The sequence below is a fragment of the Bacillus oleivorans genome (assembly GCF_900207585.1).
In the GTDB taxonomy this organism is placed as follows: domain Bacteria; phylum Bacillota; class Bacilli; order Bacillales; family JC228; genus Bacillus_BF; species Bacillus_BF oleivorans.
Genome location: NZ_OAOP01000005.1, coordinates 345,042 through 367,803, shown reverse-complemented (window position 1 = coordinate 367,803; position 22,762 = coordinate 345,042). Strand labels below are relative to the sequence as shown.

The 22,762-nt window shown below is 38.7% G+C and carries 31 protein-coding genes and 1 pseudogene; 1 reads left to right on the top strand and 31 read right to left on the bottom strand.

Features of this window, described 5'->3' with window-relative positions; all coding sequences use genetic code 11:
- Window positions 1-86 precede the first annotated feature (86 nt).
- The 12 genes from CRO56_RS13665 to CRO56_RS13615 all read right to left on the bottom strand — a co-directional run bounded on the left by CRO56_RS13665 (window position 87) and on the right by CRO56_RS13615 (window position 4,047).
- Complete coding sequence (locus CRO56_RS13665) at window positions 87-419, bottom strand: hypothetical protein (protein WP_097159165.1); 333 nt, start codon at window positions 417-419, stop codon at window positions 87-89.
- Between the two features lie 69 nt (window positions 420-488).
- Entirely contained in the window at window positions 489-683 is a 195-nt protein-coding gene (locus CRO56_RS13660; RefSeq protein WP_097159164.1) for a hypothetical protein, read from the bottom strand.
- Window positions 684-715: 32 nt separating this feature from the next.
- A complete protein-coding gene (locus tag CRO56_RS13655; protein ID WP_097159163.1) occupies window positions 716-967 on the bottom strand; it encodes a hypothetical protein in 252 nt (83 codons plus the stop codon).
- 19 nt (window positions 968-986) lie between these two features.
- Entirely contained in the window at window positions 987-1,658 is a 672-nt protein-coding gene (locus tag CRO56_RS13650; protein WP_097159162.1) for an ERF family protein, read from the bottom strand.
- Window positions 1,651-1,785 carry a hypothetical protein gene (locus CRO56_RS23420; protein ID WP_281257312.1) on the bottom strand — a complete coding sequence of 45 codons (135 nt, stop codon included), beginning with the start codon at window positions 1,783-1,785 and terminating at the stop codon, window positions 1,651-1,653. The genes CRO56_RS13650 and CRO56_RS23420 overlap by 8 nt, the downstream gene beginning before the upstream one ends.
- Window positions 1,782-2,018, bottom strand: a complete 237-nt coding sequence (locus tag CRO56_RS13645) for a hypothetical protein (RefSeq protein ID WP_097159161.1) — start codon at window positions 2,016-2,018, stop codon at window positions 1,782-1,784. The genes CRO56_RS23420 and CRO56_RS13645 overlap by 4 nt, the downstream gene beginning before the upstream one ends.
- 69 nt (window positions 2,019-2,087) lie before the next feature.
- Window positions 2,088-2,267, bottom strand: a complete 180-nt coding sequence (locus CRO56_RS13640; RefSeq protein WP_097159160.1) for a hypothetical protein — start codon at window positions 2,265-2,267, stop codon at window positions 2,088-2,090.
- Between the two features lie 5 nt (window positions 2,268-2,272).
- On the bottom strand, window positions 2,273-2,446 hold the full coding sequence (locus CRO56_RS13635; protein ID WP_245855883.1) for a hypothetical protein: 174 nt from the start codon (window positions 2,444-2,446) through the stop codon (window positions 2,273-2,275).
- Window positions 2,430-2,720 carry a hypothetical protein gene (locus tag CRO56_RS13630; protein ID WP_097159158.1) on the bottom strand — a complete coding sequence of 97 codons (291 nt, stop codon included), beginning with the start codon at window positions 2,718-2,720 and terminating at the stop codon, window positions 2,430-2,432. The genes CRO56_RS13635 and CRO56_RS13630 overlap by 17 nt, the downstream gene beginning before the upstream one ends.
- Before the next feature lie 14 nt (window positions 2,721-2,734).
- Window positions 2,735-2,971 carry a hypothetical protein gene (locus CRO56_RS13625; protein ID WP_097159157.1) on the bottom strand — a complete coding sequence of 79 codons (237 nt, stop codon included), beginning with the start codon at window positions 2,969-2,971 and terminating at the stop codon, window positions 2,735-2,737.
- A complete protein-coding gene (locus CRO56_RS13620) occupies window positions 2,968-3,681 on the bottom strand; it encodes a Rha family transcriptional regulator (protein WP_097159156.1) in 714 nt (237 codons plus the stop codon). The genes CRO56_RS13625 and CRO56_RS13620 overlap by 4 nt, the downstream gene beginning before the upstream one ends.
- A gap of 162 nt (window positions 3,682-3,843) precedes the next feature.
- A complete protein-coding gene (locus CRO56_RS13615) occupies window positions 3,844-4,047 on the bottom strand; it encodes a helix-turn-helix domain-containing protein (RefSeq protein ID WP_179714282.1) in 204 nt (67 codons plus the stop codon).
- Window positions 4,048-4,219: 172 nt separating this feature from the next.
- Here CRO56_RS13615 and CRO56_RS13610 point away from each other — a divergent pair, with 172 nt between their 5' ends.
- Window positions 4,220-5,086: a helix-turn-helix domain-containing protein gene (locus CRO56_RS13610; protein ID WP_097159154.1), complete on the top strand. Its 867-nt coding sequence runs from the start codon at window positions 4,220-4,222 to the stop codon at window positions 5,084-5,086.
- 41 nt (window positions 5,087-5,127) lie between these two features.
- Here CRO56_RS13610 and CRO56_RS13605 read toward each other — a convergent pair.
- The 19 genes and pseudogenes from CRO56_RS13605 to CRO56_RS13515 form a co-directional block, all read right to left on the bottom strand.
- Window positions 5,128-5,490 (bottom strand): annotated as a pseudogene (locus CRO56_RS13605) (sigma-70 family RNA polymerase sigma factor); the annotation flags it as partial.
- A 266-nt stretch (window positions 5,491-5,756) separates the two neighbouring features.
- Window positions 5,757-5,900, bottom strand: a complete 144-nt coding sequence (locus tag CRO56_RS13600) for a YrzI family small protein (protein WP_097159153.1) — start codon at window positions 5,898-5,900, stop codon at window positions 5,757-5,759.
- A gap of 623 nt (window positions 5,901-6,523) precedes the next feature.
- On the bottom strand, window positions 6,524-6,760 hold the full coding sequence (locus tag CRO56_RS13595; RefSeq protein WP_097159185.1) for a YrhC family protein: 237 nt from the start codon (window positions 6,758-6,760) through the stop codon (window positions 6,524-6,526).
- Between the two features lie 141 nt (window positions 6,761-6,901).
- Entirely contained in the window at window positions 6,902-8,038 is a 1,137-nt protein-coding gene (locus CRO56_RS13590; protein ID WP_097159152.1) for a bifunctional cystathionine gamma-lyase/homocysteine desulfhydrase, read from the bottom strand.
- 2 nt (window positions 8,039-8,040) lie between these two features.
- Window positions 8,041-8,964: a cysteine synthase A gene (cysK, locus tag CRO56_RS13585; RefSeq protein ID WP_097159151.1), complete on the bottom strand. Its 924-nt coding sequence runs from the start codon at window positions 8,962-8,964 to the stop codon at window positions 8,041-8,043.
- 21 nt (window positions 8,965-8,985) lie between these two features.
- On the bottom strand, window positions 8,986-9,678 hold the full coding sequence (mtnN, locus tag CRO56_RS13580; protein ID WP_097159150.1) for a 5'-methylthioadenosine/S-adenosylhomocysteine nucleosidase: 693 nt from the start codon (window positions 9,676-9,678) through the stop codon (window positions 8,986-8,988).
- Between the two features lie 56 nt (window positions 9,679-9,734).
- Window positions 9,735-10,373, bottom strand: coding sequence for a class I SAM-dependent methyltransferase (locus CRO56_RS13575; RefSeq protein WP_097159149.1), 639 nt, complete (start codon window positions 10,371-10,373; stop codon window positions 9,735-9,737).
- Window positions 10,374-10,704: 331 nt separating this feature from the next.
- Window positions 10,705-11,439, bottom strand: a complete 735-nt coding sequence (locus CRO56_RS13570) for a DUF1510 family protein (protein ID WP_179714281.1) — start codon at window positions 11,437-11,439, stop codon at window positions 10,705-10,707.
- A 142-nt stretch (window positions 11,440-11,581) separates the two neighbouring features.
- Window positions 11,582-13,375, bottom strand: coding sequence for a peptidoglycan D,D-transpeptidase FtsI family protein (locus CRO56_RS13565; protein ID WP_097159147.1), 1,794 nt, complete (start codon window positions 13,373-13,375; stop codon window positions 11,582-11,584).
- Window positions 13,376-13,421: 46 nt separating this feature from the next.
- On the bottom strand, window positions 13,422-13,898 hold the full coding sequence (gene greA, locus CRO56_RS13560; protein WP_097159146.1) for a transcription elongation factor GreA: 477 nt from the start codon (window positions 13,896-13,898) through the stop codon (window positions 13,422-13,424).
- Window positions 13,899-14,042: 144 nt separating this feature from the next.
- Entirely contained in the window at window positions 14,043-14,678 is a 636-nt protein-coding gene (gene udk, locus CRO56_RS13555) for a uridine kinase (RefSeq protein ID WP_097159145.1), read from the bottom strand.
- A 98-nt stretch (window positions 14,679-14,776) separates the two neighbouring features.
- The gene (locus CRO56_RS13550) at window positions 14,777-15,424 is read right to left on the bottom strand and encodes an O-methyltransferase (protein WP_245855880.1); all 648 of its coding nucleotides are present in this window, start codon (window positions 15,422-15,424) and stop codon (window positions 14,777-14,779) included.
- A gap of 123 nt (window positions 15,425-15,547) precedes the next feature.
- Window positions 15,548-16,687, bottom strand: a complete 1,140-nt coding sequence (gene mltG, locus CRO56_RS13545) for an endolytic transglycosylase MltG (RefSeq protein WP_097159143.1) — start codon at window positions 16,685-16,687, stop codon at window positions 15,548-15,550.
- 407 nt (window positions 16,688-17,094) lie between these two features.
- A complete protein-coding gene (locus CRO56_RS13540) occupies window positions 17,095-17,382 on the bottom strand; it encodes a DUF1292 domain-containing protein (protein ID WP_097159142.1) in 288 nt (95 codons plus the stop codon).
- 14 nt (window positions 17,383-17,396) lie between these two features.
- The gene (ruvX, locus tag CRO56_RS13535; RefSeq protein WP_097159141.1) at window positions 17,397-17,810 is read right to left on the bottom strand and encodes a Holliday junction resolvase RuvX; all 414 of its coding nucleotides are present in this window, start codon (window positions 17,808-17,810) and stop codon (window positions 17,397-17,399) included.
- Window position 17,811: 1 nt separating this feature from the next.
- A complete protein-coding gene (locus CRO56_RS13530) occupies window positions 17,812-18,078 on the bottom strand; it encodes an IreB family regulatory phosphoprotein (protein ID WP_097159140.1) in 267 nt (88 codons plus the stop codon).
- 191 nt (window positions 18,079-18,269) lie between these two features.
- Window positions 18,270-20,903 (bottom strand): alanine--tRNA ligase, encoded by a 2,634-nt coding sequence (alaS, locus tag CRO56_RS13525; protein ID WP_097159139.1) that lies wholly within the window; start codon window positions 20,901-20,903, stop codon window positions 18,270-18,272.
- A gap of 341 nt (window positions 20,904-21,244) precedes the next feature.
- A complete protein-coding gene (locus CRO56_RS13520) occupies window positions 21,245-22,312 on the bottom strand; it encodes an AI-2E family transporter (protein WP_097159138.1) in 1,068 nt (355 codons plus the stop codon).
- Window positions 22,313-22,422: 110 nt separating this feature from the next.
- Window positions 22,423-22,614 carry a hypothetical protein gene (locus CRO56_RS13515; protein WP_097159137.1) on the bottom strand — a complete coding sequence of 64 codons (192 nt, stop codon included), beginning with the start codon at window positions 22,612-22,614 and terminating at the stop codon, window positions 22,423-22,425.
- Window positions 22,615-22,762: the final 148 nt, after the last annotated feature.

Below are 22,762 nucleotides of genomic sequence, written 5' to 3'. Positions count from 1 at the left end.
CATTTTCCAACACCCCCATAATTACAAATAGCAGCATGATAACGGTTATAAACCCAATTCCAAGCCAGGTGTATTTTTCTTCATGTTCATTCATTTGGTTCACCTTCTAAGGCAGCTCTTGCCGATTCTCTTGCTTCCTCAAACGTTTCCGCAAATACAGTGGTTCCTTCGCCTGAAATGAATCTTAGATGTTCTTCATACTGTTTAATCTTTTCATTTGCTTGTTGGAGTTGTTCATCTCTCCACTCAATCGCCTTTTCATCTTCCGCTATCTCCTTCTGTTGTTCCTTTACTGTGGAGATAAGTTCCATTACGTCTGTTTTAATTGAAATATGATTAAAGTCTTTTGGACTCATAGCTAAAATGTCGTGACTATCTCTTACCTTTGTTTCAAAGTGTAATAGCTTTTCTTTTTTCATTTCCTTTTCCCCTTTCCGAGTTAGAGGCTATAAGCCCCTAACTCATGTGTATTTTCTACAGACTGTGCATTAAGACCTTAGATAATTTATCGTTCTTTCCAAGCACTCAATATCATGGTTAGCTGCCCAAACTTCATCTTCACCATCTCTTCTTCCCTCTTCCAATTCCTTTTCTAGCTTGTATTTAGCGTTATCTAAGTACATAACTGCAATAGCTATACTTTTGGAATCTAATTCCTTCTTCTTTGGTTTAAATAGTTTCATCCGCCTCTCCCTCCTTGCCGCAGATTTTGTTTCTACTGCATTAAATCCCTCACTACATCATCAAACGTCACTCCATATTCACGTAATCTACCGAGCAAATACCGATTCGTTCTCGTGAATCGTGTCGTTTCTGCATCGTACTCTCTTATGTCAGCGATCAATAAATCAATCTTGCGAAATACTTCTTCATCGGCTAAATTTCCAAGTCTCAATTTCATGTTGTCAAAAAATAGTACAATCTCGTCTACTTGCTCTTGAGTTAAGTGATAAAACTCTAATTGCATAAGCCAATCCCCCCTTTTTTTATGCTCCTTGCTTCTTGTTGATTTTTTCTTCCTTCCAAGCGTTTAGGATTTTAATGCATTGATTAGCTTGTTGTTTGGTTAGGTTTTCTAAGTCGGTAAATTCGAAATTGTTCTTAACCTTTACTTTCAGAGACTCATACACGACACTTTCATCACATTTCCCGTTTAGGGCTAACTCCTTCACAATGGTTTTCATCAAGCCGATTTGTTTAGGTGAAGCTGTTTCCGGTTGCCCTTCGTTCCGTTCATCAGTTCCGGTATCTCCTTCTGGATCGTCGCCAGTCGGGATCATGAATGCTTTCATTAGAGCGTATTTCTGCGCTCCTGTAATAGCTTTATAAACTGCTTTATCTCCGGCATCCTGACCTTCTCCCACACCATGAATAACTAGCGTTTCTCCTGTGTCTCCGTCATGAAAAGTAAATTCAACCTTAACAGTTGCAATGTACTCGGTATGTCCTTTGCGGTTCGTATGTTCACGTGTTGTATGTTCAACAACATTAGGCAGCATCATGACATTTTGTTCTGCTAACACTTCACGTATTTTTTCCTGTACGTCTGATTCAGTCGCATATTTGTAATTATTGAAGCTGTTAAAACCTTTTTTCTGAATATATTTGACTGATTTCATTACTTCGACTAGCTTAGAAACCAATTTACGTTCAGTCATTTTCCATCACCTCTATTTCAACGTTAGCCCCTTCTTCTCTCCACCTATTTACTACAGAGAAGGGGATTTCTTTAACTCCATTTGCAGAAGGTACATAGAAACGGTCATTTGATTGGTAGACAATCATTTCATTTCCTCCCTGATGAAGAATTTTGCACTGAACTCCTCTTTCCAAGCTTTAACCACTTTGAATGGTACTAAAGTGTTTTTCACCTCATACGAACTTTGTTTTGTTCCTTCGAATGTTTGAGATAGTCTCTTTCCCTCATCTTCTGTTTTAACCCAATGTTTTGATACTTCAACTTGGAACCCCATATCTAAAAGTTCACCAACTGTAAATTTTCGATAATCTTTCTTCAATTTTCGTTCCTCCTTGTGATATAATCACACTAGAATATTTTGATTTGTGGCTTTTAGGATGGCGGTCCTTTAAGCCTTTAATTTTTCTAAGACAGCATTGTATTGGTTAAGTAGTCTTTCTTCTTTTTCGTTACATTCTTCAAGAATTCGGATAGAGTCTTTGTATTGCTCGATTTTCTTTTTGTTTTCTTCAAGCTGCCTTTGGTGATAGTCCCTATCCTTTTCTATCTCCTTTATGGCTTCATTCATTGCTATCACCCATTTAAAAAAGCTAAGTTTTTAAAGTATTCCATTACACAACTTGCATCGTTATGAATCAGATCGCCTTCATAATCAAAATGTTCATCGTATTCATAAACCTCTAATCCGCATCCCTCACAGTCCCCGAGCACCAAAGGTTCTTCAATTTCTTCATCGAACCGCGACATCGTGAGTGATCTCATTTTGTTTTGATTCCTCCTTTTTGTCATAGTAAGTGGAAATACTGACAGGTCCGTATTGTTCTGATCTAAACCCTGCATGCTTTTCGGTTTCCCATTCAACAGGCACTAATCCGAGGGGTGAACCTAATTCAACGAATGTCTTTTGAGCGTTTTCTCTTGAGCGTTTACCGTAATTGTCCATACTGTGGAATTTAATCTCTACATCAGCACCCATTTCTAAAGCCTTCTTAATAACCTCTAACTGTGTTTCGATTGTCATTTTCATTTCCTCCCTTATTTCAATAGTTTCATGCTTTTCTTTCGTTGCTCTCTTTCTTCTAGTTCCTCTTTCAACAATTCCAACATTTCAATAACAATCTGCATCATGGAGTAATAGTGCTGTTCTCTGTTTTCAATGAGTGTATTTGTTCCGGTATGGTCCGTAACTTTTACTTCAAAAAGTTCCCGTTCATCTAGAAGAGTAGAGTCCAGAATTTCTATCGCTTCTGCTAATCGTTCTATGGTGTTCAACTGACTACCACCTTTCTAGGTATCCAGTTGTTAATGTAGTTAATGGCTGACTGTAGGTCCTTTCGCTTTATGTCCTTGTAACTTGCTACACCGAAGCGGTCTTTGATTTCTCTGTGCAACTCTCTGAAATAACGGGATACTTCTTGCCTTACATCTACTTCAATCTGGTCCCTAGAATTGAATACTAATTGAGGATGTTCAATTTGTTCGGCTAACTCATACACCCTTTGTGCTATGCTCTTTTGGACTTTTCGCTGCTCACCATGATCTAACGTAATTTGTTGTTCAACCATAGTTCTAATTTCTTTCACTTCACTCTTAACGGTGGTTAATTCCTCAGCTGTTTCGATAGTAAGCTTCATGCTGGCCATGAGCTGTTCTTTTTCTGACAAGATTCGTGGAGCTCTTAATTCGTTCTCCATGCGTTCAAACTCGTTGATGTACGCTTCCTTAAATTTCATGGCTTCTTTCCCGGTGTAACCCATGACTAACAACGTAAATCCTTTTTTGTTCATGTAATACATTGGCATTTCTTTATTTTGAGAATTGATATAAGAGGACTCCGCAAAATTGCGTTGTCTAAAATCTTCACTGCAACCTAAATCTCTAACATCTCTTAATACATCTGAATGCCGTTTGCCGAATACCTCTGAAATATTTAGTGAATCTGTCACTACTTGATCATTTTTTACGAAAACTAGTTGGTTCACTTCTCCATCTCCTTTAACTTGCTTCTTTTTCTTCTTCTTTTTCTTCTAGAAGATGTTCTACGATGATGTCTAAGGCTTCTTTTTTCCTTTCTTCATTAGGTGTTCCGACTATTGTTACTTTCACTGTATTCCCTCACTTTACAATAATCAGATTGTTCTTGACTAATCAGTCAATCTTTTGATTAAAATTTTTTGAGCTGGTACTCCAAATATCTCCGAAAGTTCTTGAAGATTCTGAGAACTCGGAGCAGTTTTACCTTTTTCCCACCTACAAATAATCTCCGCAGCCTTTTTCTTTCTAAACTTCTTCCCTAGTTCTTCTTGTGTCCATCCCTTGTTCTTTCTCAAGTCGAAAATAGAATGCATTTTTTCACCTCCAGACCCATTGATTGACTTGTTAATCATAATTTACCAATAGTTGATTGATTAGTCAATACTTATTTCTTAAATTTTTTCAAAAAAATTGATTGATTAATCAAATGAAGTGTATAATGAGTGAGGATAAATTGCGTATTTATATAAAAAAGAGGGGGAAACTATGGATAAACAAAAAGGATATTCCATACTACTCAGCCAATTAATTGAAAAATCAGGTTTATCACTTTTGGAAATTGCAGAAAGATGCGAGAAGAATGGACAAAAAATTACTAGTTCCTATTTAAGTAAATTAAAAAACGGAAAAATGCCACCACCATCATTTAAAGTGACATTAACTCTCGCTAAAGTATTAGAAGCAGATCCAATAGTACTGCTTGCCTATGGACAGAGTGACACGATTGAAGAAGGTATAGACGAATTAAAGGAAGCTTTATTATCATTCAAACCAGATTACGATGATAATGATTTATTTCGACTTGCCTATCATATCTGTTATAACCCGAACGACATCATAGCTGCAGATTATAGCGGAACAATTTCTTTTGAAGAATTCGAGAAACTACATGAAACGATTGGAGCTGCTGAAAACAAAGTGGAATATATAAGTACTGCAGAAGAAATCACGAGTGTTTTAAAAGTTCCAGTTTTAGGTTTTATTGCAGCAGGACAACCAATATTAGCTGAAGAACACATCGATGAATGGACTGAAGTACCTAATATGTGGAATCTAAAAGATGGAGAAGTTTTTTTATTGAAAGTAAAAGGCGATTCTATGATAGGTAGCAGAATCTATGAAGGGGATAAGGTTTTAGTCAAAATTCAACCTGAAGTAGAGACAGGAGAAATAGCTGTTGTAAATGTCAACGGACAGGATGCAACCCTTAAACGAGTTAAGAAAACTGAATCAGGGCAAGTAATTCTCTACCCTGATAACCCTAAATATGAACCTATATTTATTGAAAACGAGAACGCTCGAATCATCGGAAAAGTAATTCAAGTGATGTTCGAGCCTTCAAAAAATTTCTGATTCATAAATTATACAATAATGAGAGGAAGGGAAAGACACCCTAGCAATGGTAATGTAATTGATATTTCGTTTTCAATACATCTGGCTGCATAGGTTGCGAGTTTCGTTCCTTTTCCTTCTGAGTAGCTTTCAATCGCTTTTATTAAACCAATCGTGCCAATGGAGATCAGATCTTCCACATCTTCTCCTGTGTTTTCAAACTTCTTGACAATGTGAGCAACCAGCCTTAAATTATGTTCGATTAATAGGTTCCTGGCTTCCTCATCCCCCTCTGCCATTTTCCGCAGGTATTTCCTTTCATCGCTCGCAGATAAGGGTTGTGGAAAGGCGTTATTTTTTACATATGAAACCAAGAAAAAAAGCTCTTTGACTAAGTAGGATAATGCTGCAAGAATTCCAGACATTTCATCACCTCTCCTCTAGACATTCGCCTATAACTTATACCTATGTATAGAGATGTATAATTGTGCATGTCTAGAAAAGAAAGTGGCCCGTACTTCCGTTGGTATTAACAACCAGTGAAGAACGTTTGCAAAAAAAAGGCAGCCTTTATATGACTGCCTTTTTTAACTACGCTGTATCCATCTCCATAACAATCATTACTAATAATTTAGATGAAATATTCATCTTACTCCACTCTCCTTCCTTAAAATAATAAATGATTTCTTAACTACCCAATTCGAATAAAATATTCAGCTTGACGAGTTTTCATGTCATCATAAATCTTTTGAATTTCTTCTTCACGCAAAATTTGCTCAGCGGTTTTTTTACGTTTCTCGATCGTTATCGTAAAGAAAATAAACTGAAATGTCATAAACGTTTTTCCTCCTTCAATAGTTAACATTAGAGATTGTAAAATGAGTGACGGTGGGTCTGCTTATTTTTTTACAAGGGCCAGTGGACAAAAAGCGAATGCCATAATCGGAAGAACCGTAACCCCTTTAAAGACAAAAAAAGCCGCAGGAATGATACCTGCGGCCTACATGTAATCTATTTTGGGCACAAAAAAACCGCAGGAATCCGTTTCTTCCTGCGGTGCGTATACTTAAAAATAAGCAGACTGCTACCTAAAACAACCGTTCACCGAGGTCGAATCCGAAAATTTAACGATATTCATTTGTTGTTTCATACATACAGCAATGATCTTTTTCATTTTTTCTTCGACCTCCTTTTCTTAATCTCATTGCTATTATATAAGCAGAACATCAAAAAGTAAACCACTTTTTTCCTAATAAATTAAAAAATGGCTGTACAGCCTATAGCTGGCTTATTATGTAAGAGGAGGAATGAAAAACAAATTACGGTAAGTCAGGCATTAGAATGTCTCTCACTATAAACGCAAAAAATAAAACAAGCTCCATAGCCATAACATTCATTATGTTCCTATAGCTAAAAAAGCCATTAAAAAAGCTAACCACTAGGGTTAGCTCATAAATATTATACATTTTGATCCTCTTCTATTTCATGGAGACATCTCTTACAATGCCTTGCATAAAACAGGCATGCGGTTGCTGCGGTTATAAAAAAAATGGTTCCTGCCATTAATAAAACATGCCCAAATTCAGTTTTTTCAATGGTAGGGATCACAGCACCGAAATATAAAAATCCGCTTACCGCTAATAAAACATAAGCAAATCTTTGATAATCTTCTACTTTTCCTTTTAGAATCTTCATTTGATTCTTCAACCCTATCACCCGCCATTTCCAAACTATATTAAAAAGAATACCATATTAAACTTGTAATCTCTTATGTAATTATAGGAAGAAATAGGAGGGCATACCTAAAATAAAGTCCCCTTTAAAGGGGACTTCGAATCAGTCTTCTAATGCCTGTTTCAGATCCTCAATTAAATCCTCTGCATCTTCAAGACCTACAGATATACGGATTAACCCATCCGTAATTCCTAACTCCTCACGTCTGTCAGCTGGAATCGAGGCATGTGTCATTTTAGCAGGGACCGATATCAGACTCTCCACGGCTCCTAGGCTTTCGGCTAAGGTAAAATATTTGACCTTTTCTAGGAGTTGGTCAGCCTTTTCACCGCTTCCGACATCGAATGAAACCATCCCGCCAAAGCCTTGGGCTTGTTTCTTCGCAATCTCATGGTGCGGGTGAGTATCAAGTCCAGGATAGTAAACTTTTTTTACACTAGGATGATTGTTTAAGAAAGAAACAATTTTAATTGTGTTATGCTCATGTTCTTCCATTCTGACACCAAGTGTTTTAATTCCCCTCATTAATAGCCATGAGTCTTGGGGACCTAAGATACCACCTGTAGAATTTTGAACAAAATGAAGATCCTCAGCTAATTTTTGATTGTTTACCACCACTAGCCCAGCTACTACATCACTGTGCCCGCCCAAATATTTTGTCGCACTATGAAGTACAATATCAGCACCCAGTCCGATTGGGTTCTGCCAGTATGGTGTAGAAAATGTATTATCTACAATAGTAAGCAAGCCCAGATCTTTGGCCCATTTAGAAACGGCCGCTATATCCGTAATTTTTAGAAGCGGATTCGTAGGTGTTTCAATATAAACAGCTTTTGTATTTGGTTTTATAGCTTGTTTTACATTTTCGATATTACTTGTATCGACAAAGGTAGATTCTATCTTAAATCGGTTTAAAACCTTTGTCATGACGCGGTAGGTTCCGCCATACACGTCATCTGTCAAGATGACATGATCGCCTGCATCAAACAGCATGATTACAGCTGTAATTGCGGCCATCCCCGAACCAAATGCAAATCCGGCAACTCCGCCCTCAAGATCCTTGATTAACTCTTCAAGCGCAAATCTCGTCGGATTTCCTGTTCTAGAATATTCAAATCCTTTATGCTTGCCAACGGCTTCTTGTTTATAAGTACTGACTTGGTAAATCGGTACGGAAACCGCTCCTGTTTGTTCATCTCCCACAATTCCTCCGTGGATAAGCTGGGTTTTTTTTCTCACGATTAGATCCCGCCTTCATATATTTTCTTACTCAAATACCTTTCACTGCTATCTGGAAAAATCGTTATAATATTCCCCGGACTGTCTAAGCGTTCTGCCTCTCGTAAACTTGCACATAAAGCGGCACCCGATGAACTTCCAACCAAAAGCCCCTCTTTTCTCGCTAAGTCCTTTACAGCCTTAAATGCGTCTTCATCATGGATGGTATGAATCGCATCGAAAAGCTTCGTGTCTAAAAAGGGCGGAAGAAATTCCAGCCCGATTCCTTCTGTTTTATGTGACCCTGGCTCTCCCCCATTTAAGATTGAACCTTCAGGTTCAACGATAACTGTCTTGATGAACGGATTCCGCTCTTTTAAAAACTGAGATGTCCCCGTAAAAGTTCCACCCGATCCTGCCCCTGCCACAAATACATCAATTTGACCATCTAACTGTTTCCAGATTTCAGGACCCAGGGTTTTATAATAGGTCTTGGGATTAGCTGGATTTTCAAATTGCTGCGGACAAAATGAATCAGGAATTTCTTTCAATAGCTCATGAGCCCGTTCTATGGCCCCTTTCATCCCTTTTTCGGTAGGGGTATGAACAATGGTTGCACCTAAAGCCTTCATTAATTCCTGTTTTTCGATGCTAAATTTTTCAGGTACACAGACGATGACCCGATATCCTTTTTGGATTGCCGCCAGTGCTAAGCCAATTCCCGTATTGCCGGCGGTTGGCTCAATAACGGTACCTCCAGGCTGTAATTGGCCATTTTCCTCCGCATCACGCAAAAGTCCTATCCCAAGCCGATCTTTTATACTCCCTCCAGGATTAAAATATTCTAATTTGGCAAAGAGGCGTACTCCTTCAGGAAGGGGAAATTGAGTTAACTCAACAATTGGTGTATGACCGATTAACTCATGAACATTTTTGTAAACATTCATCTTCCCACTCCTTTTCGTTTTTTATAAGTTCCTTACTATATTGACTACTAGTTCAGCTGAATGTTTAGCAGCTTTATCTAAAAATTGCTCAAATGAAACGTTCGATTCCTTGCCTGCAATATCTGAAAGAGCACGAATAATCAATAATGGCGTTCCAAACTGATAACAGACTTGGCTAATAGCAGCTGCCTCCATTTCTGCTGCTTGCAGTTCAGGAAACTTTCCTCGTACAAATTCTACTCGCTCCGCATCATTCATAAACGAATCTCCTGTTGCGATTAACCCTGTAACAGTTTGAACTCCCTCAATTTCCTTAGCAGCTTCTTGTGCAATCCCGATTAATCGGTCATCGGCTTTAAAAGCGGCAGGAAGCTGGGGTACTTGACCGTATTCATAACCAAATATCGTAACATCTACATCGTGATGACGAACCTCTGATGAAATGACGAGATCTCCTACTTGTAACGCAGGATTAAACCCGCCGGCAGAGCCTGTATTTAAAACATAATTGGGCTTAAAAATTTGCAGTAACAGAGTGGTAGACATGGCAGCATTCACTTTTCCTATCCCTGATTTCGATAAGATTACTTCTCTGCCTTCTAATGTGCCTTCAGTAAATTCGCATCCTGCTACATTTGTAATAGTTGTTTCTGACATTCTGTCCCGTAAAATTACAACTTCTTCTTCCATTGCACCAATAATGGCTACTTTCATCTTATATCTCCCTACTTTCTCCAATATAAATGCCATTGCGAGAGGATAGGTAGATTCTATTGTTTAATGGCTTCCATAACCCAAACAAAAGGATTCAGCTGTTTAAATTCAACACTAAACCCTGCTGCTGTTACCATAGCCTTCATTTTTGGAATTGTTGTATAGTATTCCGATAAAAGATCTCCCGCAAGACGATTATATCCTTTTTGTTTGGCATCTTCTATCATTGTAGTATATGCAAGCTCCGATTCAAACATGGTATCAGCAAAAACGATCTTTTGTCCCTTGATTAGCATGGAAGAATAGATGCGAAATGCTTTTTCTTTCTCCTCATCTGTCAAATGATGAAAGGCATAAGTACTAACTATACTTCCGATCTCCTTTTGTATCGGAAAAGTCAAAAAGTCTCCTTCTTTAATTTCAGCGAAAGAAGGGAGCTTTTGAATAGCAATTTGTCTCATTTCTTTAGATGGCTCGACACCAGTAACCTTTAAGTCTTTCTGCAGCATGACTTGTGTCAGGTTTCCTGTTCCTACTCCAAATTCTAATACGGGACTAATCGCCCGATTCGCCACTTCTTCTAAAATTTGATCGTAGTTTGAAAAGACATCCATATATTGAGGATCATGACCTGAAACAGTTTGATCATATGAATCTGCCCACTCGGCAAATAAATCTAAAAATTCACGGCCCACTTTACTTCACCTCTAATTTATATAATTCCTATGAGTATAGTATGAATTAACCAAAACCTTGTTCCCAATGTACCATATCAAGCGGAATTAAACAAACAAAATCTCTGACACATACTTGCTTTTACTAACAGGATGGAGGAATAAAGGAGAATTCCTTATGTTTCTATCTGTGCTTTGGCCGTTTAGAAGCTCTTTTAAGGGCTCTTCTTTTTTTTTCGGTCTACTTTGGTCCCTGAGATAACATCCGCTGCTTCTTGGCATTTCCCTAAACAAATAAAAAAGACTGCCCAAAGGGGTCAAACCCATCAGAACAGTCTTCTCATTATAATGATTAACCACAACTATTTTGCTTGTCATTTTCAACTAAGGATTGGACCATAACCGGTTTCCAGCCTTGTCCGTTCACCCATTCAATGTAGACTCTATATGGCTCATTGGCACTTCCTTTAGTCGTTACAGTACCAATAACTTGTTCACCGCCGCCATTTTCAACACACCAGTAAGTCAGACCACTTGTTGAAGTATTGAGGGCCACCGCAATCGCTTGCTGCATTTCTGCCCAGTCTTGTGAATCAGATGAAAAATTCTTTGTATGATCACCCTGCTGCTGTGTTCCAATTGGCTGCCAGCCAGGATTTACAAATGTTTGTTTTACGTTTGGATCATTGCTATTTTCTACAATGGTTTCATTTTCTTGCGGCAAATCTACAGTGGAATCCGATTCACCTTCTTCGGAAGGATCGGCAGCGGGATCTGTTTCCTCCTCAGCAGGTTCACCGTTATCCGGACTATCTGTCTCTTCTTCAGCCGGAGCCTCTGTGTCTTCGCCTTGTTCTTCATCTGCATCAGTATTGCCGCCATCTATATTTTCAGAATTGTTTTGAGGATTAGTAGCGTCTGATGCCGCCTCATCATTGTCAGATCCGAAGAATATATTGGCTCCTACAATCACGATTAATAAAACAACAATTCCAATTAAACTATTTAAAATCAGGTTTGATTTTCTCTTTTTAGACCTTGCTTGTGCTCTTGAGCCAATATAAAAGTCTTTATAGTCATTTTTCAAGTTACTCTCCCCTTTCACTACCAACCGAAAGTTCGCTTTTATTTACAATCTCTTTTATATTAACATGAACCTGTTATTACTTGAAGTCCGAGCATAGTTTGTAAAAGGAATGAAATAATTGGCTGGATTGCCATTATTTTATTTATTCAGCTTCTTTTCCTGCAGTCATATCTTGATATCTTCTTTGGTCAAGGTCATATAAACCCTTCACAATATCACTGAATAGAGGATTTATACCTCCCTCTTCAGAAGGTACGTCTAAATTAACAACGACTAGCGCATACGCAGGATTTTTAAAAGGGAAGTACCCTGCAAACCACTTATTGTGGAGCTGTATGCCATTTTGTTCAATCCCTGTTTCTGCAGTTCCAGACTTGCCGGCCACCTCGTAAGGCAGACCTTGAAACCATCTTCCTGTTCCTTCATTGTGGACTACAACTTCTCTTAAAAGATGCTGTAATTTCATTGCCGTGTACGGAGATATCGTGTCTCCATCTTGTTTTTGGACGGGGAACTCAAAAAAGTTCGTATTATTTTTATAGGTTAAGTCACTGACAGCTCTGGTCATGAGTCGATCGCCTCCGCGTGCAATTGTCGCCATCATACTGGCCACGCCAAGTGGTGTAGCCCGTACCTCATGTTGTCCGATTCCTGTAAGCCTTACTAAATTGGAATCCTTCCGATCCTCATCCTTATTAAAAACACGTCCAGCTTTTTCATCTGGAAGCTGCTGAAAGTTGCTGTAATGAAATACATCACCGATCCAGCCGTTAATGCCTGTCAGTGATAGCTTTTCCGCATATTTTTCTAAAAGAGCTGGATCTTGCTTTTGAATTTCTTCTGCTAAAAGGGCAAAGGTACGGTTACAGCTTTTAGCAAAGCTTTCCTCGAGGTTCAAATAGCCATAATTGTAGTTAGGATCTACTTCATCTCGGATCGTTAAACTGCAATTAAACGTATTTGTCGGAAGATCCATTTCGAGATCAATCGCTGCAGCTGCTACTACTGTTTTAAAAACAGAACCAATGATTTGCGGAGTTAACATAAAATTTATAGACCCTTCATCATCAAAGGGAGCATTTTCATTCAAATGTGGACGGGAAACCATTGCTAATATATCATTGGTTTCGACATCTAGCAGTACAACTCCTCCATTCTGAATGTTGTGCCTATCTGTTAAAGCCTCGATCATCTGTTGGATTTCTATATCAATGGTAGTTTGAACGTTAACAGGATAAAAGGGATTAGCCGGATCGATATATTTTACATCAATCCCAAACAAAGGACCTCCCCTCGCATCCACATGATAGAGCAGCTTTGTTTCTCCTTCCTGCAGGATAAATTCATCAAAACTTGCCTGTAATCCTGTTATCCCAATCATCGTATTAATCGGCAGATCCCTATCACCATATCTCTCCTTTAAGACAACAGGGTTCTCCCTAACAATTCCGATCAGCTGCTCAGCCGGAATTTCCTTTCTCGTAAATTGCTTATGGACGGCAAAGACTCCTGGGATTTGCAGTTCATTAATTCTTTTCATCTGATTTTCTGTCAGTTCGAAAGGATCACTGCCTCCAAAAATAAAAGGTTCTTTTGCTTCCTTTATGGCATGCAGGAGTGCTTCTTCCGAAACTCCTATAATACTCGCAACTGCTTTCGCGTCCCATTCCATTTCTTTTAGAAAGGGAAATAAAACGAGCGATGGGAGTGAAAAGTGAGTAAGCAACTCCCCGTTACGGTCGAGAAATTTCCCTCTCCCCTGGTCGATCACGACTGCTTGTGTTCTTTGGTCAACGCTTGCCTCTAATAAATTAATATTCCGATCCGTAAAGCTTTCAGTATTTGTTAATTGAATTTGAGCCATTCGGCCTAACAAGATAATAAATAATAATAAAATAGCAGAGATCAACACATATATGCGTTTTTTTCCAAACATAAAATACACCTCGCCAACAGTGTTGACGAGGTGCGGTAACTTTAGACTAGCTAATAGATACTATTTTTACATTCATTTCTCCGCCTGGAGTTTGAACTGCTACTTCATCTCCAACCTTTTTGCCGAGTAAGCTTTTGGCTATTGGCGAGTCATTTGAGATTTTCCCTTCAAAAGGATCTGCTTCAGCACTTCCTACAATCGTATATGTTTCTTCTTCACCATCAGGAAGTTCAACAAATGTTACAGATTTACCTAATGAAACCATATCTGAATTCATTTCATCTTCTTCAATAATTTTTGCATTGCGAATCATATTTTCTAAAGTAGTGATTCTGCCTTCTACAAATGCCTGTTCTTCTTTTGCAGAATCATACTCTGAGTTCTCAGAAAGGTCACCGAAGCTGCGGGCAATTTTTATTCTCTCTACGACTTCTTTTCTCTTTACTGTTTTTAAATGTTCTAGTTCTTGTTCTAATTTTTCTTTCCCCGCTTTTGTCATCGGGAATACTTTTTCTTGTGCCATGTTTCCTTCACGCTCCTTCAATCCATAAAAACCATTTTTTTCTACTATCTAGTGGGTACAGAAAAAGAATGCGATAATTATCGCACCCTTTAAATAATTGCGCTTTTTTTAGTGCCCTATTGTCCATATTCATATGCTATTGTTTCATAAAAATGATTTTTGTTCAAGAATTGTTTGAATTTTTGTAACCATCAAGTCAATGGCTACATAATTTTGTCCCCCCTCAGGGATAATGACATCTGCATAACGCTTAGTCGGTTCAATAAACTGATTATGCATCGGTCTGACGACATTAATATACTGATCTATGACCGAATCAATCGAACGTCCTCTTTCTTGAATATCTCTTAGTATTCTACGGATTATGCGTAAATCTGCATCCGTATCAACAAAAAGTTTTATATCCATTAGATCTCGAAGTCGTTCGTCTTCTAAAACTAATATACCTTCCAATATAATAACGTCTTTTGGCGCCACTCTTATAACTTCATTAGAACGTGTATGAAGACTGTAATCATAAACAGGCTTCTCAATTGGAATGTAGTTAATCAGTTTTTCTATATGGTCTATCAGCAAATCGTTATCAAATGCAAGCGGATGATCATAATTCGTTAAAAGTCTTTCTTCAAAAGGTAAATGAGATTGGTCCCTATAATATGAGTCTTGCTCAAGTCCAAGGATTGAATGACCCTGGAATCTATCATAGATCGCCTTTGTAACACTTGTTTTGCCTGACCCAGATCCTCCAGCAACTCCGATGACAACCGGCTTCGCTCTCATACTAGTGCTCCTTTCTCATTAAATCAACAGGATTTAGTACCTATAACAGGTAAGTTTACCTAATTTTTGATTTTCCATACAAATACATAAAAAACAGTTTATTCCTTTTTTCTTGAAACGGCTAGTCCATCTCCAACCGGGAGTAAAATAGTATCATAGGAAGGATGGGAATGAAGCCATTCATTATAGGATTGAATCTTAGCTATCATTTTTTCAATCCGCTTATTCAATCCTTGATCTCTACTTGCAACCAACCCTTTGAATAATACATTATCAGAAAAAATAAAGCCACCTTTTTCAACATAGGGACTGTATAGTTCAAAAAATTTTTGATACTGCCCTTTGGCAGCATCTATAAACAAAATATCATAAGGTCCGTGCTTGGCTGCTTCTTCAGAAATTTCTAGAGCATCCCCCGCCAATATTGTAATGTTTTGATTTTTTTCCATAATGAATTGGTTCGCCTCTGCTACCCGATTAAGATCTCTCTCAATTGTAACAATATGGCTTTCTGGACAAGCTTCTAACATTTTCAAGGCTGAATATCCGATTGCCGTGCCAATTTCCAACACTTTTTTGGGCTGAAGGATGCGGAAATAATGAAGCATAACCTGCAACCCATTTTTTTCCATAATCGGAACGGAATGTTCTCTTGCATATTCTTCCATCCTTTGAAAGAATGGATCCTCTTCTGGGTGGAACTGAGCAATATACGCTTTTATATTAGAAAAATCTGAGCCAGACAAAAGCAAAGCCTCCTTACTAGTGATCCAAATTCCTAACTGAATCATAATGAAGCAAATACGAACTTCCCTATAGTACCATAAAAAAGAGGGGAAAGAGAAGTCTCTTTCCCATCCCCTATTTTTTTATGTTTCACTTGAAATATGCTCTGCTTTTTTAATATTATGCTCCTCAAGGGTTTCAGAGAAAAGTACTTCACCTTCTGGGGTAGCAAGGAAATATAAATACTTCGTCACTTCCGGATTTAACGCCGCTTCTATCGACGAAACTCCTGCATTTGAAATAGGACCCGGCGGTAACCCAGTATGAATATACGTATTATATGGAGAGTCTATTTCTAAATCTTCATAAAGTGTCCGTTCCTGGTGTTCTCCCTTCGCATACAGGACTGTTGGATCTGTTTGTAATGGCATCCCGATTTCAATACGATTGTAAAATACACTAGAAATCAAATGACGATCTACGGATTCAGTTGCCTCTTCTTCAATTAAAGAGGCTAACGTCAGAGCCTCATGAACCGTGAGTTGTTTTTCTTCTAGCATCCCCTGGTATTCCATGAGGACATCGGATGTCTTGGATAACATCTTGCGTACAATGGCTTCGACTGTATTTTCATCTTCATAGTATGAATATGTGGCAGGGAACAAATATCCTTCAAGCGGATATTTAATCGATTCATTTAAAATGTCTTCGGTCAATATAAACGGGAACTCTTCCATCATCTGCTCTATAAAGGCAGGATCATTTAAAGTAGCAAAAACTTCTTCCTGGGTTTGTCCGGTTTGTTTTGCAATCTTTCCTGCAATATCTTCTAACCATAAACCTTCGGGAACAGTTACTTTAAAATCAACTTCCCTTATCACTCTGCCGGTCTTTAGACTTTCGATGATCTGGTCAAACGTCATTGAAGGCGAAAGTTCATATTGTCCCGCTTGGAAGCCCGATTCGTTTTTAAACTTTATGTAGTATTTAAAGATGGTCCCATCCTTAATAATATTGCCGTCCTCCAAAATATTGGCAATAGAGGTAACACTAGACCCAATAGGTATTTCAATATTTTTATATTCTCTGCTCTCGGGATCTACAGGTTTTAGTGCGGAACTTACATAGAGAATGCCGCCTAAACCGGCTCCGCCTAAAAATAAGAACAGAGTAACCGTAATAATAAAAACGATTCTCCTTACCGTTTTCGCTTCACGTTGTTTTTCCAGCATTTTTTCTTTCATGTTTTCTTTATTATTTTGTTTCTCATCTGTGCTCTTCATTGTTTTTCACCCACTTACTGAGCTATTTATCCACTATTTTTTCCGATTCTTTTTCCCCTTATCAAAGCGGTCTATATGAAAACTTGGCTAGAACAAAGCCTTTAGGCGATAGCCTAGTTGCACTTATCAAGCTCGAAACGCCACGTCCTGATGTATAGCTTGACTAAGGCTTCCTGCCTGTCGTACTTAATTCCTTTAAAATTTTCACTAGGTCGAATCTACTTCGCAGCAAAAATTTTATACTTTCTTAAAGTATGAAAAAAGACCCGCTTCATTAGTATTTTACAAGTCATCTATTATCTGTCAAGCATTACCGCCCTATGCTATATTAATTTCCGTTATTTTAAAATGATCCCCATAGAAAAAAGTAAGACCTCAAGTTTGAGGTCTTACTATAAAACCCTATCTTATTCCTCTTCTTCTGCCAGAAATGTCTCTAGCATTTCTTCAATCATATCCCATTCTTCATCGGTTTCAATCGGCTGCAGCTCTCCGCCTTCTTCGCCAGGAGTAAAACTTGAGGCCATAATCTCAATTTCTTCCTCATCATCTTCGCCCTCATCTGCGCCAACTGGATAATATAGAACATATGACTTGCCGAATTCTTCTGATTCAAAGGTAAACAATACCTCACAAAGTTGTTCATTACCCTCTTCATCATATACTGTAATGTGCTTTTCTTCTCCGTGATCCATTCGAATCCCTCCTATTATTGACTATTTAAATAGCTTTGCAGGATAAAATGGGCTGCCATTTTATCAATCACTTTTTTCCGCTTTTTTCGGCTGACGTCAGCTTCTAAAAGAACGCGTTCAGCTGCCATCGTTGTCAGGCGCTCATCCCATAATACAACCGGGATACCGTATCTTTTTTCAATTTTACTGGCATAGACTTGGCTTGCTTCTCCTCTTGGGCCAATCGTACCGTTCATATTTTTGGGAAGGCCCACAACCACTTTGGTGACGTCATATTCCTTCATTAGCTTGTCCAATCGATCGAAGCCGAATTCACCAGCTTCCTCGTCAATAGATATCGTTTCAAGCCCTTGGGCCGTCCACCCAAGCTCATCACTGACAGCGACACCAACTGTCTTTGAACCTACGTCTAACCCTAGAATGCGCATATTAACCCTCACGTTCGTCCTTTAAATACGATTTGACTAATTCTTCAATAATATCATCTCTTTCAAGCTTCCGTATGATATTCCGAGCATCTTTATGTCTCGGGATATAGGCTGGGTCACCCGAAAGCAAATAGCCTACAATCTGATTAATCGGGTTATATCCCTTTTCTTGTAATGCTTCATAAACATGAAGCAGAACCTCCTTGACATCGTGTTCCACAGGTTCTTCCGGAAAGTTAAATTGCATCGTTTTATCAAAAGAGCTCAAAGACTAGCACCTCATCTTTCTTCAGACGGACTTTTCCCGGACTCACTGGCTAAGCATTGACCGTAATCGAGACCCCTCTACCAGTAAGAACCTATCTACCTTCTACTTTCTAAGGGAGAAACATTCTTCTCCCTTTGGAAAGATTGACCTATCCAGAAGTTACCTTCATTTTACACTACTTCCAGAAGGAATCAAACGGATTTTACCCATTCTTCTGCAAAGTGGATTGCTTCATCCAGTTTTTCTGGATTTTTTCCGCCAGCTTGAGCCATATCGGGACGGCCTCCGCCTCCACCGCCACAAATCGCAGCAGCTTCTTTTATTAATTTTCCTGCATGGTAGCCTTTTTCGACAAGGTCTTTCGTTACTCCTGCTATTAATTGAACTTTATCATCACTAGCTGTTCCTAAAAGAATAACACCTGAGCCCAGTTTTTCTTTTAAATCATCAACCATATTACGAAGCTGATTCATATCTGAACCTGCTATTTTTTTGGCAATGAGTTTTACTCCATTTATATCCTTTACAGAATCCAGTAAGCCGCCAGCTTCAATATGACCAATTTTAGCTTTTAATGATTCGTTTTCTCGTTCTAATTCTTTCAAATCAGCCTGAAGACCTTGTATTTTTGCGACGACATCTTTGGGCTGTACTTTTAATAGCTGACTTGTTTCATGTAAGATTTGGATTTGTTCATTGAGACGCTTGTATGCTGCTTTTCCTGTTACTGCTTCAATTCTGCGGGTCCCTGCTCCAATTCCGCCTTCAGAAACAACTTTAAACAATCCGATAGCCGAAGTATTCGTTACATGGCAGCCGCCACATAATTCCAGGCTGTAATCACCGACTTGGACAACACGGACGATGTCTCCGTATTTTTCGCCGAATAAAGCCATAGCTCCCATTTCTTTTGCTTCATTTATTGATTTATGGAAAACTTTAACATCAATGCTCTCCCAAATCTTTTCATTAACGATTTCCTCGATTTTGTCGAGTTCTTCTTCAGAGATTTGGCCGAAATGAGAGAAGTCAAATCGTAATCTCGTTGGCTCTACAAGTGATCCGGCTTGGTTTACATGGCTTCCCAATACATCTTTTAATGCTTGATGCAACAGATGGGTAGCCGTGTGATTTTTTATGATATCTTTTCTCGATTCATGGTTCACTTTTGCTGCTACTTCCATGCCTTCAGTAAGCTCGCCAGAAACGATTTTCACACGGTGCAGGTTTTGTCCGTTTGGTGCCTTTTGCACATCTAAAACTTCCACCCTTACACTTGGAGACTGTATTACACCTTTATCGCCAATTTGCCCCCCGCTTTCTGCATAGAAAGGAGTTTTATTTAAAATCAGATATGCTTCTTTTCCTTCTGAAACCTCTTTTACGAGTTCTCCATTTACAATAATCGCTTCGATATTACTTTCAGTTTCAAGCGTTTCATATCCGACGAACTCGCTATCCATTTTTAGCTCTGATAATACACCGCCTTGGACCTGCATAGAGCCAACATCTTGTCTAGCTGCTCTTGCACGTGCACGCTGCTGTTCCATTTCTGCTTCAAAGCCTTCAATGTCAATTTTTAACCCAGCTTCCTCGGCATACTCAGCTGTTAATTCAACTGGAAAACCATACGTATCATATAGCTTAAATACATCTGTCCCTGGGATCATAGCTTCGCCTTTATCTTTTAGACGCTCGATAATATCGCTAATATGGCTGATTCCCTCATTTAAGGTTTCATGGAATCTTTCTTCTTCTGTACGAATCACTTGCTGGATAAACTCTTGCTTTTGATTGACTTCCGGATAGAAGCTCTCCATAATCGAACCGACTACTGGTACCAGTTTATATAAGAACGGCTCATCAATACCAAGCACCTTTCCATAACGGACTGCTCTTCTGAGCAAACGGCGCAAGACATAACCTCGCCCTTCATTGGAAGGCAAAGCACCGTCGCCAACAGCAAATGAAACGGTTCGAATATGGTCGGCAATCACTTTAAATCCAACCGTCTGTTCCTCATTTTTGCCGTATTCAATATTTGCTATTTCTTCAGTTGCTTGAATGATCGGCATAAACAAATCAGTTTCAAAATTGGTTGGTGTATTTTGAACAACAGATGTCATCCTTTCTAACCCCATCCCAGTATCGATGTTTTTCTTTGGAAGGGGTGTATAGGTTCCATCCGGATTATGGTTGAATTGAGAAAATACTAGATTCCAAACTTCTAAATAGCGATCATTTTCACCGCCCGGGTAGAGCTCAGGATCATTCGGGTCATCGCCATATTGAGGCCCTCTGTCATAAAATATTTCTGTGTTCGGACCGCTTGGGCCTTCACCAATATCCCAGAAGTTGCCTTCTAAGCGAATAATTCTTTCTTTCGGGATTCCAATTTTCTTGTTCCAAAGTTCAAAAGCTTCGTTATCTTCTGGATGAATCGTCACCGAAAGTTTTTCCGGTTCAAACCCAATCCATTTTGGACTGGTTAAAAACTCCCAAGCCCAATCAATCGCTTCCTCTTTAAAATACTCGCCAATTGAAAAGTTTCCGAGCATTTCGAAGAAAGTATGGTGACGTGCTGTTTTTCCAACATTCTCAATATCGTTGGTCCGGATTGATTTTTGTGCATTGGTAATACGCGGATTATCAGGAATTACCCTTCCATCAAAATATTTCTTCAAGGTAGCTACGCCGCTGTTAATCCAAAGCAAAGAAGGATCTTCATGCGGAATTAAAGATGCGCTCGGTTCCACCCGATGTCCCTTTTCAGCAAAAAAATCGAGAAACATTTTTCTAATGTCATTTCCAGAAATATACTTCATTTTTTCATCCTCCTGTTTATATTTTTCTCCAAAATAAAAAGCCCTCAATCCCTGTAACAGGGACGAGAGCTAACTCGCGGTACCACCCTGGTTATGAGGACAATTATTCTCCTCATCACTCCATACCTTAACGCGGCAAACGGCAGGTTTTAGCTGCACTCTGGAATAGCTTCGGTTACCCTTCATCTAGAATCCCTTTCAGCCTGTGGAGATTCCTCTCTTCCCTGCCTTGTATAAAAGCATGCAGATGGTCTGTAACGTACTTGGTTCCTTCTTTGTTTTTCTATATCCAAATGTATACGCAAATTATAGTGGACAGTAAATAGATTTGTCAACGTTTCTCAGATTCTGACTTTATCAATAAACCTAAGCTTGATATGGAAAAGAGTCACCTTTACGATTGCAAGCAATGGCACTGCAATAAGGAGTCCGATGATGCCTCCTATCTCACCGCCAGCAAGCAATGCAGCAATGATTAATAAGGGATGCATATGAAGGCTCTTTCCAACTATGTAAGGCGATAGAATGTTTCCTTCTAAAAATTGCAGCACCAGGATGATAATGAGACTGTAAATCACTAACTTAATTGACATCGTTGCCGCAATAATCACAGAAGGGATTGCCCCGATAATCGGACCAAAGTAAGGAATAATATTGGTTACACCAACGAATATCCCGAGCAGGAGAGGATATTTTAACCCAATCATCCAAAAGAGTGTAAACGAGATAAGTCCCATTGCTAAACAAACGGTAAACTGCCCTCTTATGTAGTGTCCCAGCGATTCATCAATATCATATAAAAATTGTTTTCCTTCATTTCTCCATTTATAGGGGGTTAACTTCCAGAATGTCTCCTTTATTTTCTCAATATCTTTTAACATATAGAAAGAAATAAACGGTATAAGTATAATCACAAACAAGGAATTTCCGATTTTTATTAGAATATCCACCGTTTTATCCAAAAGACGGTCTAATAGCAGCTCGGCCATAACAATACCTTCACTTATCCTGGCCTTTATTTCTGCAGGCAAAGCAGAAGTTTCCCGCTCCAATGTGTGAACAATCTCTCGATATTGATGGGCAAAATAAGGAGCATTTTCAACAAAATCCTTTAATTGATGAACAAATAGAGGGACGCCTTTATAAATTCCATATCCTACTGACCCGAAAAATAGAACATATATGATAAAAATCGACAGCCCTCGATGGAGGCCTTGTTTATGTAATTTTTCTACGGTTGGATAAAGAAGGTATGAAATAAATGCACTAATGACAAACGGAGTTAAAACCGTGAAAACAATTTGTAAGAGCGGAAGCCAGATGCTTCTAATTAATAAAAAAATATAAATTAATATAAACGTGAGTAAGATAATCCCCAGCCTATACAACCACTTGATTTTTATATCCATGGACATACCCCCTCACTGTTAGTCTTCAATGAAAGGAGAAAGAATATACATAGGGTGATGTGTCCCCCAATATAAAACGTCCGCTGAAATCTATCAGGCGGACGAATGGGCTACATACTGAATTGCCGATCCTGTTCATCAAACAAATCGTCTAAAGATGATAATGAACCGTCTTCTTCTACTTGATGCGTATTGATAACTCCTTTAGATACCGTCATTTCAATGAAGCAGTTCCAGCAATAGTACTGATTTACTCCAATTTTACCTATATCCTTGCTTTGACAATTCGGGCACTTAAGCACTATTGGCACTCCTTACCTATCTAGTATTCAACAAGATTGTTTTAAAAGTCGTTGCTTAGTATTCCCATTTTTGGCGTTTTGTATACGTTTGGCCCGTATTGTAATGAAATGCCCGCTAATAATTGAAAGCGCTTGCTGTAAAGAGTAA

Bases quoted from the DNA above. Each gene is read 5' to 3' on its own strand.
- CRO56_RS13665 (WP_097159165.1), bottom strand. From the start codon at position 419: ATGAAAAAAGAAAAGCTATTACACTTTGAAACAAAGGTAAGAGATAGT.
- ruvX (WP_097159141.1), bottom strand. From the start codon at position 17,810: ATGCGCATTCTAGGGTTAGACGTAGGTTCAAAGACAGTTGGTGTCGCT.
- CRO56_RS23420 (WP_281257312.1), bottom strand. From the start codon at position 1,785: ATGATTGTCTACCAATCAAATGACCGTTTCTATGTACCTTCTGCAAAT.
- mtnN (WP_097159150.1), bottom strand. From the start codon at position 9,678: ATGAAAGTAGCCATTATTGGTGCAATGGAAGAAGAAGTTGTAATTTTA.
- CRO56_RS13655 (WP_097159163.1), bottom strand. From the start codon at position 967: ATGCAATTAGAGTTTTATCACTTAACTCAAGAGCAAGTAGACGAGATT.
- CRO56_RS13595 (WP_097159185.1), bottom strand. From the start codon at position 6,760: ATGAAGATTCTAAAAGGAAAAGTAGAAGATTATCAAAGATTTGCTTAT.
- udk (WP_097159145.1), bottom strand. From the start codon at position 14,678: ATGAGAGCGAAGCCGGTTGTCATCGGAGTTGCTGGAGGATCTGGGTCA.
- CRO56_RS13640 (WP_097159160.1), bottom strand. From the start codon at position 2,267: ATGAATGAAGCCATAAAGGAGATAGAAAAGGATAGGGACTATCACCAA.
- CRO56_RS13610 (WP_097159154.1), top strand. From the start codon at position 4,220: ATGGATAAACAAAAAGGATATTCCATACTACTCAGCCAATTAATTGAA.
- CRO56_RS13520 (WP_097159138.1), bottom strand. From the start codon at position 22,312: ATGGATATAAAAATCAAGTGGTTGTATAGGCTGGGGATTATCTTACTC.
- CRO56_RS13615 (WP_179714282.1), bottom strand. From the start codon at position 4,047: ATGCATTCTATTTTCGACTTGAGAAAGAACAAGGGATGGACACAAGAA.
- CRO56_RS13540 (WP_097159142.1), bottom strand. From the start codon at position 17,382: ATGGATCACGGAGAAGAAAAGCACATTACAGTATATGATGAAGAGGGT.
- CRO56_RS13650 (WP_097159162.1), bottom strand. From the start codon at position 1,658: ATGACTGAACGTAAATTGGTTTCTAAGCTAGTCGAAGTAATGAAATCA.
- CRO56_RS13635 (WP_245855883.1), bottom strand. From the start codon at position 2,446: ATGTCGCGGTTCGATGAAGAAATTGAAGAACCTTTGGTGCTCGGGGAC.
- CRO56_RS13565 (WP_097159147.1), bottom strand. From the start codon at position 13,375: ATGTTTGGAAAAAAACGCATATATGTGTTGATCTCTGCTATTTTATTA.
- CRO56_RS13600 (WP_097159153.1), bottom strand. From the start codon at position 5,900: ATGACATTTCAGTTTATTTTCTTTACGATAACGATCGAGAAACGTAAA.
- mltG (WP_097159143.1), bottom strand. From the start codon at position 16,687: ATGAAGAGCACAGATGAGAAACAAAATAATAAAGAAAACATGAAAGAA.
- CRO56_RS13630 (WP_097159158.1), bottom strand. From the start codon at position 2,720: ATGACAATCGAAACACAGTTAGAGGTTATTAAGAAGGCTTTAGAAATG.
- alaS (WP_097159139.1), bottom strand. From the start codon at position 20,903: ATGAAGTATATTTCTGGAAATGACATTAGAAAAATGTTTCTCGATTTT.
- cysK (WP_097159151.1), bottom strand. From the start codon at position 8,964: ATGAATGTTTACAAAAATGTTCATGAGTTAATCGGTCATACACCAATT.
- greA (WP_097159146.1), bottom strand. From the start codon at position 13,898: ATGGCACAAGAAAAAGTATTCCCGATGACAAAAGCGGGGAAAGAAAAA.
- CRO56_RS13660 (WP_097159164.1), bottom strand. From the start codon at position 683: ATGAAACTATTTAAACCAAAGAAGAAGGAATTAGATTCCAAAAGTATA.